The 17084-nt window shown below is 57.9% G+C and carries 7 protein-coding genes; 3 read left to right on the forward strand and 4 right to left on the reverse strand.

All coding sequences use genetic code 11. The features are described from left to right. Nucleotides 1–128: 128 nt before the first annotated feature. The gene (locus CJ178_RS29415) at nucleotides 129–2033 is read left to right on the forward strand and encodes a TerD family protein (RefSeq protein WP_095888742.1); all 1905 of its coding nucleotides are present in this window, start codon (nucleotides 129–131) and stop codon (nucleotides 2031–2033) included. On the opposite strand, the gene CJ178_RS29420 is transcribed toward CJ178_RS29415, so the two are convergent. From CJ178_RS29420 to CJ178_RS29430, 3 genes are read right to left on the reverse strand one after another with little or no spacing between them, the layout of a single operon-like run. Then, nucleotides 2009–5152 (reverse strand): helicase-related protein, encoded by a 3144-nt coding sequence (locus tag CJ178_RS29420; RefSeq protein WP_095888578.1) that lies wholly within the window; start codon nucleotides 5150–5152, stop codon nucleotides 2009–2011. The two genes, CJ178_RS29415 and CJ178_RS29420, sit on opposite strands and share 25 nt — an antisense overlap. Beyond that, on the reverse strand, nucleotides 5149–6915 hold the full coding sequence (locus CJ178_RS29425; RefSeq protein WP_095888579.1) for a phospholipase D family protein: 1767 nt from the start codon (nucleotides 6913–6915) through the stop codon (nucleotides 5149–5151). Before CJ178_RS29425 ends, CJ178_RS29420 begins: the two co-directional genes overlap by 4 nt. Next, on the reverse strand, nucleotides 6902–8032 hold the full coding sequence (locus tag CJ178_RS29430) for a DUF6361 family protein (protein WP_095888580.1): 1131 nt from the start codon (nucleotides 8030–8032) through the stop codon (nucleotides 6902–6904). The genes CJ178_RS29425 and CJ178_RS29430 overlap by 14 nt, the downstream gene beginning before the upstream one ends. Before the next feature lie 327 nt (nucleotides 8033–8359). Between CJ178_RS29430 and CJ178_RS29435 the strand changes: the two genes are divergently transcribed. After that, entirely contained in the window at nucleotides 8360–13843 is a 5484-nt protein-coding gene (locus CJ178_RS29435) for a DUF3320 domain-containing protein (protein WP_095888581.1), read from the forward strand. Nucleotides 13844–13955: 112 nt separating this feature from the next. Next, entirely contained in the window at nucleotides 13956–14237 is a 282-nt protein-coding gene (locus CJ178_RS29440; protein WP_133637967.1) for a hypothetical protein, read from the forward strand. Nucleotides 14238–14843: 606 nt separating this feature from the next. Here CJ178_RS29440 and CJ178_RS29450 read toward each other — a convergent pair. Next, nucleotides 14844–17084, reverse strand: a complete 2241-nt coding sequence (locus CJ178_RS29450) for a 3'-5' exonuclease (protein ID WP_095888583.1) — start codon at nucleotides 17082–17084, stop codon at nucleotides 14844–14846.

The following is a 17084-nucleotide window of genomic DNA, read 5'->3' on the forward strand; positions in this document are numbered from 1 at the left end:
AGGTTTTCGATCGGTCCAACAGACTGTCAGTGCTTCGTAATACGATTTGTCAGACAGTTCGGGAATGATGTCGATGACAATCGACCGCCGAGCCGATCGTTTTCATGGTTTCTGATGGAGGAATTTCGATGACTAGTGCGTTGAGCCACGCCGAGACGCTTCGACTGCCTGCGGACCACCGCTGGGTCGTTCTCGACGTCGAGACGTCAGGGATGCGGTCGGCATCGCACCGTGTACTCAGTATCGCCGCATTAGTACTGCGTGAGGACGGTTCCGTAGAGCGTCAGTTCTCGACTCTGCTCAATCCGGGATGCGATCCGGGGCCCGTCCACGTTCACAACCTGACTCCCGATCGCTTGGCTGGTGCGCCGCGTTTCGAAGACATTGCTGAGGAATTCGCCGACTTGCTCTCGGGCCGGACCATGGTGGCGCACAACGCGTCGTTCGACTACGGCTTCCTCGACGCAGAGTTTCAACGTGCCGGTTTCGGTACCCCGATCGAGAAGCGACTGTGCACGTTGGCGCTCTCGCGGCGCTTGGAGCTCGATGTGCCCAATCATCGGCTCGCAACGTTGGCTGAGTACTGGAAGATCGAGCAGCTCAACGCGCATGACGCGTACGACGATGCTCGCGTACTCGTCGAGGTTTTCGGGCGGAGCGCATCACTTGCTGACACTCTGCAACTTCCACTTCCGGTAGTCGGCTGTAAGGACCGCCGGGTCACGGCTCACCCACAACAGATCAAGCGCGTACCGTCGTCATTCGCGAATCCTGGACGTCTCGATCTGACGCGTGGGCTGGTCCAGGGCATGAAGGTAGTAATCAGCGGTCCGACCCGTACACCTCGGATTTCGCTGGCAGCCCGCCTCACAGACGCGGGTTTCGACGTAATGAACACCGTGAGCCGACAGACGAGTGTTGTGGTGTGCGACAACGCCGCATCACAGAGCGGGAAAGTGCGAAAGGCCGCATCCGACGGGATTCCCATCATCTCGGAGCAGCAGCTCGAAGACTTGTTGGTCCGTTCGGTGCCCGGTGAGATCAAGAACGAGGGTGCCCCGGCGGTGGTGTCCACGGTCGTTCCAGAGCCTGAAACGGCGACGGTGCCTGTGGTTATCGAGGTCGAGCGTGGGGCGGTCCTAGTGCCGGAGATTGTCGTACCTGCGCAACCTCGTCCCGTCATCCGTCCATCGACCATCGCGACGGCATCGCCACTTGCGAATCGAAAGGCAAAAGCGTGGCAGGGACGCCGTGTTCTGATTCTCGGCGGCAGTCATCTCGACGGCGTGATTATGCGGTCGCGCATCCTGCAGCTCGGTGCTCGTCCGTCACTCAACTTCACAACCGCGGTCACCGAAGTTTTGGTGTTGGAGGGCGGTGAATCCGACAAGCGAATGGCACGGGTGATCGAACGAGGGCTTCCACAGATCAAGGAATCCGATGTTAACGAGTCCCTGGTTTCAGGCGCTGTTCCGGCGCACATGAAGCTCGAATCGCGCTTGTCTGCACCGATTTTGATGCGCGGTGAGGTCGTCGATCTTCCTGCAACTCAGTCGTCGTGGTCGATCAACGTTGCGTGGCGGGCAGAGAACGTTGGAGACGAATTCGACGTCGATGTGGTTGCCTTTCTCTTGGACGGAACCAACAAGGTCGATTCGGATCAGGATTTCGTTTTCTACAACAACACCGTGGATGAGGATGGGGCGGTCGAGCTTTCCGTCGACGGTGACAGTGAGCAGAGTGTCCGCGCAGATCTCGATGCTCTGCCTGCGGAATGTCAACGTGTTGTCATCGCAGCAGCAGTCGACGGCGACAAGACCTTCGGCGACATAGGAGCAGTCTCAGTCAGCATTGATGGTCCCGACGGAACATTTGCCACATTTGTACTCGATCTCGGAACGGTCGAACGAACCATGGTTCTCGCCGAGATCTACCGCCGCGGAGATGTTTGGCGCCTTCGGGCGGTAGGTCAGGGGCATAACCACGGACTTGGCGCTATGGCTGTCGGCTACGGTGTCGAGGTGGACGACTGACCTCGATTTCTCTCTCTAAAAGGTGGAGTGAGGTCCAGCCGCATGGCGGCCGCTGCTTCTGCGTCGACATCCCGATGCTGGAGTAGTTCGATTAGGTCTTCTTGTCGGGGTTGCCCAAAAGCCAGGCGGTAGAGGGCAACTCCGGCTTTGGATTTCTCCAGTCGAGGGCCGTCGATGCTCAACTCATAGGGCATCAGTTCGCGAATCACCTTGTGAGATCCAGAGTAGATCCAATCCGGTACCAGTCCGCCGAGATCTTCGTCCGGGATGGCGTACGCGGCCGTCCAGGGGTGGACGTCGTGAGCGCCCAAAATGCTGATCCGGTGGCGCTCGACTAGGTTGCGCCGCACAGCATGGCCACGGAACCGGTTGACGCGACCGTCGCGTTGTTCGAAGTCAACGGGGTTCGACGGTGTATTCCAATGCACCACATGGTGACACCAAGGGTGGAAGTCGATTCCCTCCTGGCCGGCGCTGGTCGAGATCACGATGAACGGCCAGAACGGACTGTTGAATGCATGGCGAATGTGGGCCGGCCGCGACGACTCGTCGCTGTCCGATTTCCCGCCGTACTGAACGGCAAGGTGGGTCCGGAAGCGGATGTCGTCGGCTTCGTCGACTGGGTCATGCGAAAGACTCTGGCCGACTCGAAGTGACATTGCCTCGGCTGCAGAATTGGCGATTACGTAGAGCTGATCGACGTCGAGAGGCTCGCTCTCGTGGGTCGGCGTCAGTTGCCCGAGATACTCGTCGAGGACTGCCTGGAGATTGCCGTCGGCGCAGTACTGCAGAACTTGTCGCCAATACGGTAAGTCAGGGTAGAGCTGTCGCAGTAGCACTGCAGATTGCCAACGATTGAACGTTGATCGAAGTCCCGACGCGATAGTGGCAGCGGCTCCCCAGATGTCGCCATCAGCAACATCCGGGGCAATGCGCAATCGTTTCAGCGACCGCCACGCGCAGTTCGCCGGAGAGTGTGCCGCCAGTTTGGCGGTCACCTCCACGAGGTCGGGCGGGATCCGACCGTCGGTCAGCGTTGTAGTGGTCTCGGCGAGGGTCAGGAATGGATCGAGATTAGTTGCCTCGTCAGTCGCCTCGGCATCTGAGTCATGATGCGACTGTAGGACATTGCGTAGCCATCCTTGATCGTGCGAGCTGAAATCGAACACGTCGAAATGCTCACGATCGATGTGGATTGGCCATGACCAGTAGAAGTGTTGTGCCCCAGTCGCAGTGGAAGTCTCGCGATCATGAGGAATAGTCGACTGAAGGCGCTCTGCCACTGTGGTTTCGAAAGACGCGGTATTAACCGGGTCGACGTGGTCTCGAGCAAGTGCCAGTGGATCCGACATCGCTGCGAGGTGTGGCATTGGCCAGAACAAGGCAAGCGTGGTCATCTGTGGATTGGAACCGCTGTATTCGAGCGGTGAACCGATGGCCCGGAGGCTACCCGAATCATTGGGGACGATTGAAGAATGTCCTTGCATCAAACGATGTTCCGCGTGATAGCTCAGAACCGAAGCGACGGCCGGGGGCGTTGACGACCAGCTGGAGAACACGAGACGCTTGGTGATTTGCGCCAGATGTGGATCGGCAAATGGACCGTTGGGCGTCAGGTACGGAAGGCTGGGCGGGATCCACAGCAGTTTCTCCCAGCCTTTATCGACGGTTCCGTCGCGGAAACTTCGAGTTCGAGCGTTGCCCGCTTCGATCGCACCAAACTTTCTGACAGCAGCGGTGTCGATGCGGCTGATGTCCAGTAGTCGCGACTCGTCATTACTAGCGGTTGCAGCGTACTTCCGGCCGAATTGGTAGTTACTCATGAAGTTGATGAAGTAGGGAACGGACTTCCAGTAGTCCACACTGAACTGGGCCTCGAGTTCCCTGGCGAGGCGACGCAGGGCCGCGTAGCCGAGTAGTTCTCGAGGTTCGATTCCGGTGATCGTGGACAGTTGTTCTCGAACGATCGTGCTATCTGAATCTGCCGGGCGTTCCACTCGACACATCAAGGACAAGAGAAGGTTTCGTAGATCTGTCATAGTCTGCGTGGCTTCTCGATCCTCGACTACGGCAGATCGGAACTGTTCGAGCAGTGTCATGATGTCACTGGATTTGACCAGCGTCGATCCTTCGGCGAGGAAGTTGATCGTCTTGGTGAAATCGGAGTAGTGATCGGTTTTCGACTCGTCGGCCTCGGTAAACGGCTTGTATGGCGTTGCGGAGAGAAGCAGAACCCGTGTCCCGTGATGGCCGAACAGGTGGCGTGCCAGGTCGCCGGCGGCTGTTGTCTCGTCCATCAGTTCTGTGAACCGCTGGAACTCATCCATGATCACGAGATCCGGTGCGAGCGAATTCACGCTGGCATGAGCAAGTTCGTACCGCATATCTGCGATGAGATTCGTGACGGCTGGATCTCGATCGGGATCGTCGATCGGTCTTTTCATCAGGTCGAATAGTCTGTCGGCGATGGACGGTTCGCCAGCGTTGATCGTGGCAGCAAACGCCTCCAAGATCGACGCGTCAATTGAGTCGCCGAACTTCTTCTCGAAAACTGCGACGTCCCTTTCGAAGGTATCCAATGAGGCGACGGAACCCTGCAGAATCGTCAGCGCGGCCACGCGTTGAGTCGGGGAGAACTGGAACTCGCGATCGAGCAGCAAAAACAGCAGTTGCCGCTCATCGGAACGGCCGGTCCGTTGCCCGGTCTTGAACGATGTATCCGGTGTTAGTGAAACAAGATTGACAGGTACGCGCAGGTTGTCTCGCTCCGAGTCCAGTCTGCGGTTATGGGTAGCAAGTAGCGTCAACCGGCTGGTATGGGTGATGTCTTTGTTGCCGGTGACATTGAGACGTTCGAGATTCTGTCGTGCTAGGTCGATGTTGGAGCAGATGTAGACGATGTTGATCTCGGTGCCTGGTAGACCCTGTTGGAGGTGTTCGATTGTGCGGGCGATGATTCCGCGGGCCACCATCGATTTGCCGAGACCGGTTTCGTCTGCGACGAGGAAGTGGCGACTGGGATCAGGTTTGTAGAACTGCTCGAATACATGGTCAACGGTGTCTCGTTGAAAGTCGCGTAGTCCCGCAAGAACTGTCTCGGCACGAAATTCCTGGTTCATGAGTTTCTCCCGTTTAGAACGGTTGCGGCAGAGTGAATATCTGTCCAGAGTGCGGAGAATCCTGGAGGCAACAGGTCGCGACGTGCGTCGTCACGATGGAGGCGGCGAATGAAGCCGTCCATATCTATCAGGACAGCCGGGGCTGTAGCTAGTGCCAGTAATAGTGCTTCGAGAATCCCCGGGAGCGGTCCGGATTGGGATCCTTGGCCGCGGACTATCTGGTCGAAGGTTTCGCCTGCGCTGTCCCCGCCATTGGAGATGGTGAGCATCAGGGCAATGAAGCGCAGGACATCCTCGGGTTTCTTGAGCTGTGATGCGAGGATTTCGTCGAGGCGCTCGTCGGGTTCGTCGATCAGATTGGCAACAACTACTGTTGAGCCGGTCAATCCGCCAGGTTCTGTGACACGAACTGCAAGGAACGGCATGACGTCGACCAGCGTCAGCCCGGGGCTGACGAAGTCGACCGGTTGGTCGGCCGTCATGGCTACTGCAGACCCGGGGCGAGTAGTGAGTTCAATCGTGGCTGTGAAACCACCGGGAAGTGGCATGGGCAAGGCAGTTTCAATCAGTAAGTCGAAGTATTCTCCAGTGGGTTGGACGGTCGCAGCAAACGGAGTCGACGCAATAGCTTGCAAGACCTTGTCGAGTTCGCGGCGAACAGCGTCGGCTTCATCGGGTTCCGCGCCGCCTGAGGCTTCGTACGGGCTGATGATGGGTCCGAGCCCACTGCTCCCGAGCATGGCGTCGATTCCGAATTTCTTCTTAGCGCCGGTCATTTCAACCAGAATCTCGACATTCTTGTTGAACGCCGCAGCGGTGGCATTGGCTGAACCTATGAAAAGTCTTGCCCAGTGGTTGTATTCAACGATGTACGCCTTGGCGTGCAATCCGCCTAGTACATTCGCCGAGTCTGATTCAGGATCAGGAATTCCAGCATCAGAGTTGAGTACGTACGACGCGTTGAACCACTTCAGAGTTTGCGGGCGGAGCTGTTCGAGGGCTTCCGCGCGGCTAATGACATCTGCGATTACACGTTCGCCCGGAATCGCAGTGTCGAAGCCGTCGTCGCCCAGGAATGGTGAAATCGCGAGGTGCCGGGTGCCTTCGAAATTGGGCGATGGCTTGTGACCTGGTACACCGAACACATGAAATTCGATATCCGAGAGTCCCTCGGGTGCAGTCCATTCGGCATACCTGACGTCGTCGGCCAGCGTGTGCATGCGTCCGCGCCGAGTCGGCTCCAACGGCGAGACAGTGGCATCGTCGGCTAGGTATTGAAGCAATGCCCTCAGCGGCTTGTTGGTCTTATTTCGTGCGCTACCCATAGTGCCGTCGAGTGCAACAACCATGTCCCAGGAATTGTCCCGCGTCAGGTTTCGGCTCTGAACGAGGAGCCGGAAACTGACAACTTCCTCGTCGTCGACGTACTTTGCCAACCAAATTTTCGGGTGAAAGAGAGTGCCTGGGCGACTGCGGACGGCATGCACTGCGGGCTCGAGGAAGGCCATCAGTGCATTGGTTCGCTCAGGAACTCGGATGTGTCCGGCCTGATGAAATATGTCGATAGTGTTGGCGCAGATACGGATAGACGCAAGCATGGCAAGCGGATCGGTCGCATGGGACTGCGGAGCAAAAGCGAGTGCAGGTAACAGCGCGGACTGTAGATCAAGGGTGAACGTGGTTCCCACCAGATGGACGAGCTTTGAGCCGGCCGGTGGCCGAAGTTGATCCACCAGTGTGGCTCGTTCGTCAGGCGCCAGCATGGTTCAGTCCTTCGGAGATGTCGCTCAGTATTTGTGATGCTTGTGGCCAACGGAATTGGAGTCGACCGGCGCCGGACGCGCCTTGCCAGAGTCGTAGTTGCTTCTCGTTTGTCAGACGTGACTGTGCGCCCTTGTTCTGAAACTCACGATCGCCGATGAGTCTTCGCAGCTCGACGGAATCCGTCGGCGCTCCCGCCCCGAGGGCATTGACGCCGTCGATCCAGGTTTCGACGAACTGTTGGGTTCGCGATGGTATCGCCGGGAACCTGCGCCACAGGCGCGACCGATCCCAGGTTGGTGCGAGAGGATGATTCCAGTACCGCGCGCTCCACTGCTCGAGTTCGTCTCGGTAATGCTGGGCGGGCGCCTCTACACTCGTCAGCTCATGGCGCTCGTACGCTTCGCCAACCATAAAGTTGTAGAGCAGTGCCGCGCCGTGCAGCGCAAGGGAGAACAGCTCGGTGTCTTCGACCAGGTCACGAAGGTTCTGCGGTGCTGCATCCAGATCGAGATCCCAGAGGTTATGGACGTCGAGGTCGGCCATCGTCGGTTGGCTCAGCAGGTGCGCGAGCAATGAACCTTCGCAGGTCACGACCATCCGCTCGCGAAGCCAATTCGCCTCCGCCGCAGAGAGATCGAATCCTTGCTCTGTCACGTCCGTCGGGAACGATTCGGGTGGGGGGAGTGTCGACCACGGTAAGCCGTCGCGTATCTCGTCGTCGTTTGAGGCAGCCTTCCGTGTTTGCGGCAGGTGCTGTGGGCGGGTGTCTTGGCGCAGGATCTTGTAGGTCTGCAGTGCATTCCAGTAGATCGTGGAGGGGAGTACCCGCACAGCTGCGCCGGCGACGCGTCCAATCAGGCCTTGGGTGTGGCCAGCTTCTCGAAGGGCGAGCAGTATCTCTCGTTGTTCGCGGTCTGCAGCCTTCACCAGCGCTGCACCCGACTTGCCCAGCGCTGCTCGTTGGAACGTCCACGGAATGAGCACGAGGTAGCGTGCCCGTGTCTGGACCGTGGAGATCCCGGGGAACAAGAGGTCTGCGAGTCCGTCCCTGATCTGGCCGATTCCGAGATTGTCGAGAGTTCCAGGTTCGCTGAATAGCGCAACCAGCTCGCGCATTCGTCGTTCTTCTTCAGAGGACGTGTCAAGCCAGGCGATTAAGGACATGGGTAATGCACGGCTGCTTTCACTTCAGTGGCGACACGGGACGATTGCTGTCAGGTTACTGCAGATGTACCGCGTATGAAGCATCGTGCTTTCGGTTTAGGTTCTTCTACAAAGCATGAATGATTGACGATGCGTTCGACGGGCAGGACTAGTGCACGGTTCGCTAACGCGCATTTGATGAGGTGCACCTATTTCACGCTGGGCGGTGGGTGTCCTGGAAGATGATGTCGACATAGCTGTCTAGAGTTGGTTTCGATTTTGCTATCGAAGGGGACAAATATGGCGTACGAGTCAAATGATGAACAGTCTGACATCGACGGGAGCGAATTGCCCGCCGATGTGGCCGTTCGGCTCGATCGTCAGCTTGTGTCCTGGCGAGAGAAGCTTCTCGCACTTGATCGGCGTCAGCGATTGCTCTATTTCAAGCACACGAAGAGCGCATCTCTCGAGATTCTGCTGGGAGGGACCGAGGGACTTCTCGAGATGGTCACCGCCGGTGACGTGCCTGTCAGACCTCAGCCCGAAACTGGTGAGGCCGTACCAGCACGGTCGATCGTCGTGAGTAACAAAACGAGTGACACTCTGAAGACAGCGCTTAGTCGACTCGACCAGCAGTCTCAGCAGTCGTATGCCGACAGAGGCGTTTGGACCCTGCATTTGGGTCTCGGGATGCTTCGTTGGAAAGACGCAGGCGACGATGCTCTGGTCGAGAGTCCAATCCTCATGGTCCCGGTGCAGCTCAAGCGGACAGGTGCAGACTCACCGTATGTCCTCTTCCGCGCTGAGGACGATATTACGGTCAACCCGGCTCTCAAGCTGAAGATGGAGGAGTATGGGGTCACGTTGCCTGACGTGGATCCTGATTCGCCGGACGTTGGTGCTCTGACGTCGGAGATCGCCCGAGCGATCCAAGGGCGTGAGGGTTGGTCCACAGTTGATCGTGCGGTGTGCTCGAGTTTCACATTCCATAAGGAAGCCATTTATCGAGACCTTCTTGCGAATTCAGAAGCAGTTGCAGCGCATCCGATGGTGCAGCTCCTAGCAGTCGGCCCCGACGCACCGTCGGCGGGAGAATTTGCATTCGATCCGACTCCAATCGAACGCCTGGACCAAGTATTTCCGCCTGAACAAATGTTCAGCATTCTGGATGCAGATTCCAGTCAGCGTCGTTGCATCCTCGCTGCCACTGACGGGCAAAGTTTCGTCATGGATGGGCCTCCCGGTACGGGAAAGAGCCAAACTATTGCCAACATGATCGCCGAGTTGATCGCGCTAGGAAAGACGGTGCTTTTCGTCAGTGAAAAGGCCGCGGCTCTCGACGTAGTTCGGGATCGGTTGAAAGGCGCCGGCCTGCAGCAGTTCCTTCTCGAATTGCACAGCCATGCTGCCACCCGAAAGCAAGTGGTGCAGGAGCTCGCCACGACGCTGACAACTCGGGTATCTGCCCATCGAACATTTTCCGGAGGTGACGAGGGCCGCCTCGTCGGGATTCGCGAAGAACTGACCGGATATACCGAGGCTCTGAACGAAACGCGCTCGCCGCTCGGGTTATCTGTGTTTGAAGTGCTGGGGCGGCTCGAACAGCTTTCTGACCATGTCGATGCATCGGCAGATCGGGGTATTAGCTGGAGCAGCCTAGATGCACGTGCACTGTCCCAACTTGGTGAGGTTGCCACGAGACTTGGCAACCTATGGCATGTCTCCGAACGTGGCGATGATTTCCTGTGGCGAGGGTTGTCTCGGCGGGATCTCGGCGCCCCTGAGGCTCGCGAACTCAAACGGGTTGCTACGCGTGCAGCTGAGACGGCGAGTGCCCTAGCGGTAAGGCTTGACACCGTGGATACTGCCACCGGCCTGAGATTGACCCGGAACTTGGATGGAGTGAGGAAGCGGTCGGCTTTGTTGGCGTTGCTTGAGGACTCGTATGCGGTTCCAGCTGAGTGGTTTTCACGCCTTTCCTTGCAGCCGGTTCGCGTTCGGTTGTCTGAGGCAAAGGCAGCTGTCGAAAATATCGTTTCAAAGTCGAACGAACTCGATCGCGTGGTTGGACCGAGATGGAATGAGCTGGACGAGGCTCATTTGTTGGTTCTCGAGAACGGCCTCAAAGACTCACTTCTCGACGGTCGGATGGGTCCGACTGCGATTGAAGCTCTGGAGCGACAGCTAGCTGAGGTACCGGTACAACTTGCAGCAATACAGGACGACGCAATCCAGCTGGCTGCGCTCCTAGGCGTTCCATCTGCAGGACTTACCACTGCCCGCGCGGCTGAACTCGCAGAACTCGCCTCCTTGGGTGGCGTTGTAGAACGCCCAGAAGGGCATTGGCTTAATGCGGCGTTGCAGAGTCAAGTTGCAGAGTCGATCCTCGCCATGGACAAGATGGTGGATCACGCGAGGCGCCGCCAGGAGGCCATGCGCGAATACTTCACTCCCGCTGCGCTCGAACAGGATCTAGGTGCACTGGCAGTTCGATTCCGAGATGTGTACAAGGGGTTTGGAAAGTTCTCCAAGGCAGCTCGGGCCGACAAGAAATCCCTGAGAGACGTAACGGTGTCCGGCAAGTTGGACAAGGCTCTCATCGCGCGCTTGGAGGAGGCCGCGAGCTGGCAACAGGCTGTACAAGATCTTGGTGCTGGTGAGCAGTCTCACGCACCACGGTTGGGTAGTGCCTATCAAGGCTTGTCAACAGATTTCGACAGTCTGCGAGTTGCGCTGGGAAATGCGCGGCGTGCCGCGACTCTCGCCGGTATTGAGGTAGATCCGGATCGGCTGGCTAAGCAGCTGGCGAGTGGTGGCGAACCGGACCCCGCGTTGATTCTGATTGCCGACCGACTGAAGGCGGCGTTGATCCAGTGGGGCCGGACCGTTGCGGCATTGTCTGGTCACCTTGAGGATTCGGCCGCACACTCCAGACCAATGGAGAGCATTAGTCAGTGGGCAATCGCCGGTGTAGCTCGACTGACCCCGGTACGCAATGCCCTAGTGCACGTTTCCACAATTGCACAGCGGGAAGTTGGATTGCATGAAGGCGTCTCGCTGATCGCAGCCGCGCGGAGCGTGCGAATTAGCCTCGCGGACCTTGAATCGGACGCCGCAGCGGATCCTGCGCTTTTCGGAGACATAGACCTCGATCTCTCTACCGACTTCGAACTAGTTGAGCAGCAGCTAGATTGGGCAGAGGCTGTGCGTCGTTCCGTTGGGGTTCCGATTTCTGTTGGGGTTGCGAAGAGACTGGAGTACGTGACGGTTCCGGCCAGTGAACTAACTGGCGTTGCCACGAAGTGGGAACAGGTCAGCGCGGAGCTGGTTTCGCATTTCTCCACCGGACGTAGCGCCGAGTTGGAGGTCGATCTGCTCGAGGATGTCGACGGAGCTGCGGAGCTACTGGCAGATATGGAAAGCACCGCGATTCCCGATATCGAGAACTGGTGCAACTATTTGCGAGATCGCGAATGGATGCATGAGCATGAGAAGGGTTTCGGAAACGTTCTTGCCGAACTCGAGAAGAGTCCCAGATCACCCGAGATTGTCGCGCATTCGCTCGAGTACGCGGCGTTGGAAGTTTGGGTGGACGAGGTTGTCCGAAGTGACAGCCGATTGGCTGGCTATCAGGCCGAAAATCGAGATGCCTTGGTTGCAGGCTTCAAGAGCCTCGATCAAACCCAGGTGCACGATGCCCACGCGAGGGTTATTGAGATGTGCAACGCACGGGCGCCGCGTTCCATCATTGGTCGACCGGCGCAGGTAATTATTCGCGAGGCCCAGAAGAAGACTCGACACAAGCCGGTTCGACAGCTACTGGAGGAGTCAGGTTCCCTCGTACAGGAACTTAAGCCCTGCTTCATGATGAGTCCGCTGTCCGTCTCGCAGTACCTTCCGACGGGAATCAAGTTCGATGTGGTGATCTTTGACGAAGCGTCGCAGGTGCTCCCTTCGGACGCCGTCAACTGTGTATACCGCGGTAATCAATTGATCGTTGCAGGGGATCAGAAGCAGCTACCGCCCACGAGTTTCTTTTCGGTTAGTGATGACGCTGCGGGCGAAGACGAAGATGATGAGATTGATGTGTTCGAGTCGGTTCTTGATATCGCCAAGGGCGCCGGTGGGCTGACGTCCCTGCCGTTGAATTGGCACTATCGCAGCCGTCACGAAGATCTCATCACCTATTCGAATTATCGCTTCTACGGCGGAAGCCTGCACACATTTCCGGGCGCTGTGTTCGACGCCCCAAATCTGGGCGTTGAGCTGGTCCCTGTCAAAGGTACGTATCGCCGTGGAACAACGAGGGATAATCCCGTCGAGGCCGCCAAAGTTGTTGAGCGCGTGCTCTATTTCGCTCAGTCCTTTCCATCGGAGTCGATCGGCGTGGTGACGTTCTCGTCTGCGCAAGCTGATGCGGTAACAGCGGAGTTGGAACTACAGTCGGCGGCACATCCGGTCCTGGCAGGCCTGCTCAGTGACCACGATCGACTGGACGGATTCTTCGTCAAAAGCCTTGAGAATGTGCAGGGTGATGAACGCGACATCATCATCTTCTCCCTCGGATATGGGCCTGACGAGAACGGGAAGTTCACGATGAACTTCGGCCCACTCAACAGGGAGGGCGGCTGGCGCAGACTCAATGTCGCAATTACCCGCGCAAGAAAACGTGTGGAGGTCGTATCCTCGTTCCGTGCATCCGAGATGTCCGCGACGGTTAACGAGGGCCTACGCCACTTGAGGAACTACCTAGACTTCGCGGAACGTGGGCAAAAGGCGCTGGCACTTGATCTGGACGAGGGCGATGGTGATGTGGAAAGCGTTTTCGAAGAACAAGTTATCAATGTCATTCGAGGTTGGGGGTACGACGTAGTACCTCAGGTCGGTGTTGCGGGCTACCGGATCGACATGGCCGTGCGGCACCCCGACCGTCCTGGTCAGTATGTGATCGGTATCGAATGTGATGGTGCGGCTTATCATTCGGCAAAGACAGCCCGCGATCGAGATCGCCTTCGTGAATCGGTTCTCCGCAATCTCGGTTGGGAGCTGCACCGAATCTGGGGGCTGAGCTGGTGGCGTGATCGCGAGGTACAGGAGAAGCGACTGCGAGAGGCGATCGAGGTCGCGATAGCTGAGAGCGATCGTCCGATAGCCCCAACGGCAATTCCGGAGATGGTTGCCCCACCAATTGCGGTCGAGGAAGTGGATTTTGATATCCGGCCGGATTGGGCAACGGAATACACGATGGTAGGTACACCGAGGTGCCTCAGGCGCGATCCCAAAACTCTTGAGGGGCAGCAGGATCTACGAGCGTACTTCGTTCAAGTTGTCGAGGCCGAGGCGCCGGTTCACCGCGACGTACTCTATGAGCGCTTCAAGCAGGCGTGGGGAATTCAGCGGCTCGGCGCCGTCGCGAAGCGAAGTGCTGAGAACGCGCTCGCTGCAGCCAACATCAAGGGGCGTTCGGTTTCGCCGATGAGTGACGGCGTATGCCGATTGCCGGATCATGCATTGTCTGTAGTACGGATACCGGGTGCTGATCAACCGCCCCGTAAGTTGGTACACATCCCGGAGGAGGAACTCGACCTCGCTGTCACACGCTTGATCGAGGATGCGCGCCTGCTGGACGGAGACACTCTCGCGCAGCAGGTATCCAAGTTGTTCGGCTGGCAGCGTGCAACGGAAGAAAACCGTTCGGTGACAGAGCTTTCTGTTGACCGATTGATCGGACGTGGTGAAGTGGAGCGTGTTCGCGGAGGCGAACTGGCTTTGGTGACGGAATAAGGATTCCGCCCTGCTTGATAGTTCCGCTGGCAGCTTGTCGGTTGTCTATGCACTTCTGCTAGCTTTTGATTTCACAAGGTCGAAATTCTCATGAACGAGATTGGTGAAGTTAGTGATTGAGTTCAACTGGTCCGGTGGCAGGATGGCCGACGAGCCCGATGAAATTGCCGATGCGTTGAATTACCTCTTGTCGGTTGATGCGGAACACGAGGCCGACGCGGTCCGGGACCGAATGGAAAGAGCAGTGTGGGAGAAGAATCCGGGCTCCACGGTTCAAGCGGAAGTATCTCCAGTCAGTCATAACGTAGTAGCTGTGCCAAATGGTACTCAGGTCGGTTACCTTGTAACGCTTATCGCAAAGATCATGGTCGATATCGACTTCAATTTTGATTGACTAGATGACCCTCTTAGTGAGGTCAGAGGTAACCCGTTGCCTCGTATGGGCACTCGATCCGGTTGGCGCACTGTTGTTTTCACGGCGATCGCTGCGCGATCTACTGCAGGTACTTCGGTTGCGGAACATTCCGCTTGCGGTTCGGGTTCTTCCGTTTCTTGGCTTTTGGTTGGGTGCTTTGCTTCGCCGGTTTTTTCGCCGGAGACTTCTTGGCGGCATTGAGTTGACGTTGAGCGCTCAGCGCATTCCGGCGAACCTTGAGCTCTTCGTCGCTCTCCGACTCCTCTGACGCGTTGAGCGGTCGGAGTGCATGTTCAGCTAGGTAACGATGTGCATTCGCGATGACAGATTCGAAGTTGAGGCAACGTACGCACCGCGACGGTTCTCGCTTCCCGACATTGCTGGTCGATCCGCACCATGCGCACTCTTTTGCAGGGGCATGTTGACTGCGTGTGGATCGTCGGGAAGTGGGATCTGACGCGTTCGCAGCGGCAACGTCGCTGGCACCCCACTTGGGGGTTCGTGCATCCGCAGTCGGGTTACCGGTATGAAGATTCACCCCGCGTCGTGCACGAACCATCCTGTTGCCTCTCTCAGACCAAAGAACTACTTCTTCGTCTTGCCCAACAGCTCGGACCTCTTACCGCTCCAAGTGACGATCAGTTCGTCTCGGGCCCGGCTCGAAGCAACGTAGAGCAATGAACGCTCCCGCAGCATCGCTTCGTCACGATCCTCCGGCGCTACCGCGCGCAGCGATGCGGCAGACGGCACGTGGGCATCATCGACACTCGCGAGTACCACCCGTGAGAACTCCATGCCTTTGGATCGGTGCATGGTTAGAACCTGAACGAACCCTGGCGTAGGGGGATTGTTGTCCAAGGCGCGCGCCTCAACGCTTCGCTCGCCCAACGCGCGGACGAAGCGTGCTCGATCGTCCTGGCTTCGGGTGAGCACAGCAATGGTCTCGGGATCGAGTCCGTCTTCGATCCACTCATAGACGTGCTGGGCGACTTTGTCGAGTTCCTCTGTCTGGTCTTTGCATTCGATCAGCTGCGGTACCGGTCCGCTGCGAGCCGAGCGGTATTCGGCAGTTGACTCGGCACCTGTCTCGAGGTCCTTGTATTCAGCGCCAGCCAGGATGCCGACAGCAAAATTCAAGTTCTGCGCCGTAGTGCGGTAGTTGAGAGTCAGTCGTCGCGAGCGGCCGACAATCTTGATTCCGAGTCGACCCAGAACTACCGGGCGTCCATAGATTCGCTGATGTGAATCTTCTGCAATGAAGAGATCATTCGGGCCTTCGTCGACCAATGCGCGGAGCAGTGCCCAGTGTGTGGCATGGAGATCCTGGGCCTCGTCAACGAGGACGTGGTCGGCGAGTCGACGTTTGCCAGCTTCGTGAGAGAGGCGCAAGGATTCTGCGGCGAGTGCCAAGACTTCGGGGAAACTGATGGCCCCTTCCATCCGGTTGTGGCGGCGATATCCCTCGACAAGCTTCCATACGGCGATGCGTTGTGGACGAGTAAGGCGCACACCTCGTCCCGGCCGCGCGACCTTTGCGTACTGCTCGAGTGTCGTGACTTTGTTGGCGAGTACAACCGCTACGTACTCGTCTTCTAGGAACGACGGAGTCGCTAGGGCAGCGTCGAGTCCGCTGTCGACTGTCTCGATAACTTCGCGCCACACTTTGTCGGAGCGGTTACGTCCACGTGTATCGATGCTTGCACCAAGAACCGCCTTGCACGCTTCGTCTACGTTGTCGGCCTGATCGAGTACCGCCTTGGCGAGTGCGTCGACGCCTTTCACGTAGACGCCAACCGCGCCGGGCTTCGTCGCAATGTCGACGCCCGGATCGAGGGCCTTGAGATCGCTTTCAAGTCCCATTGCCAGTGTCTTGTTGTACGTAGTGAGGATGATTCTGGCTTTGGGGTTCTGCCGTGCCAGCTTCCGTGCTCGGTGGATAGCGACAACGGTCTTGCCGGTGCCGGCGCCGCCGGACAAACGGAACGAGCCATTCTGGTTCGCGTCCGCGTACTTTCGCTGTTCCGGGTGGAGGAAGGTTCGCCAAGCACCGAAGTCGCCGCTTTCGATGACCCGACGCAGCTCCTCATTGTCTTCGATGAATGCGAACTGCAGCTGAGACGCCGGGTGCTTGAGAGCTTCGAGGATCTGTTCATCCTCGTCGAGGTTCTCGTCAGGTAGTGCAGCTTCGTCGAGACCATGCTTTGCACGGATATCGTCGATGCTGATGCCGGTAATGAGGTCGGTGAGAGCACTGCCTTGCCACGCCACTGCGTTTTGCGCAATCTCGAAAACTGCGTCCTGGCTGGATGCTTCGAATGCGAGTTCTGAGATTTCCGGGTCGAGGCCCAAGCGTGTTTTGAGATCGTCGAGGGTGAAACCGAGTCCCTCGAGGTAGCTCGCCAGCGGCGCAGCGGGCTTGATCTTCTTGAGTGTGCCGTCTGGGTCAGGGACAGCGACCAGCTTCTTCCGGTCGTCCACTCCGTCGAGCTCGCCAATGATGCCTTCGAGCACCCCGTTGACGGGATTGACTCGTAGGACTGACCGCTCTGCAAGGCCATTCGCCTCGTCGTGCGGCCAGGTGCCCATGTAGATGTAGGTGGTGTCGCCGAGTTTGTCCTCTACCTTGAACAAGATTGCGCGGTAGTGCTTGTCCACGCGGGCTGTACGAACGCGAGGATCTTTCGAGGCCTGGATCGGTTCGATATGAAGGCCCGAGCCGGTGTCGTCGGTGTTGAGCTTCTCGATGAAGTCCATCACCTTGGCTTTGACGGACCGGTCGAGCTTTCGCATCGCCTTGTTGTTCGATGCGATTACCAGATGTGCCAC

The organism is Rhodococcus sp. ACPA4, assembly GCF_002300185.1.
GTDB classification, from domain to species: Bacteria; Actinomycetota; Actinomycetes; order Mycobacteriales; family Mycobacteriaceae; genus Rhodococcus_F; species Rhodococcus_F globerula.

Coding starts and splice junctions, on each gene's coding strand:
- CJ178_RS29415 (WP_095888742.1), top strand. CDS start 129: ATGACTAGTGCGTTGAGCCACGCCGAGACGCTTCGACTGCCTGCGGAC.
- CJ178_RS29420 (WP_095888578.1), bottom strand. CDS start 5,152: ATGAACCAGGAATTTCGTGCCGAGACAGTTCTTGCGGGACTACGCGAC.
- CJ178_RS29425 (WP_095888579.1), bottom strand. CDS start 6,915: ATGCTGGCGCCTGACGAACGAGCCACACTGGTGGATCAACTTCGGCCA.
- CJ178_RS29430 (WP_095888580.1), bottom strand. CDS start 8,032: ATGCGCGAGCTGGTTGCGCTATTCAGCGAACCTGGAACTCTCGACAAT.
- CJ178_RS29435 (WP_095888581.1), top strand. CDS start 8,360: ATGGCGTACGAGTCAAATGATGAACAGTCTGACATCGACGGGAGCGAA.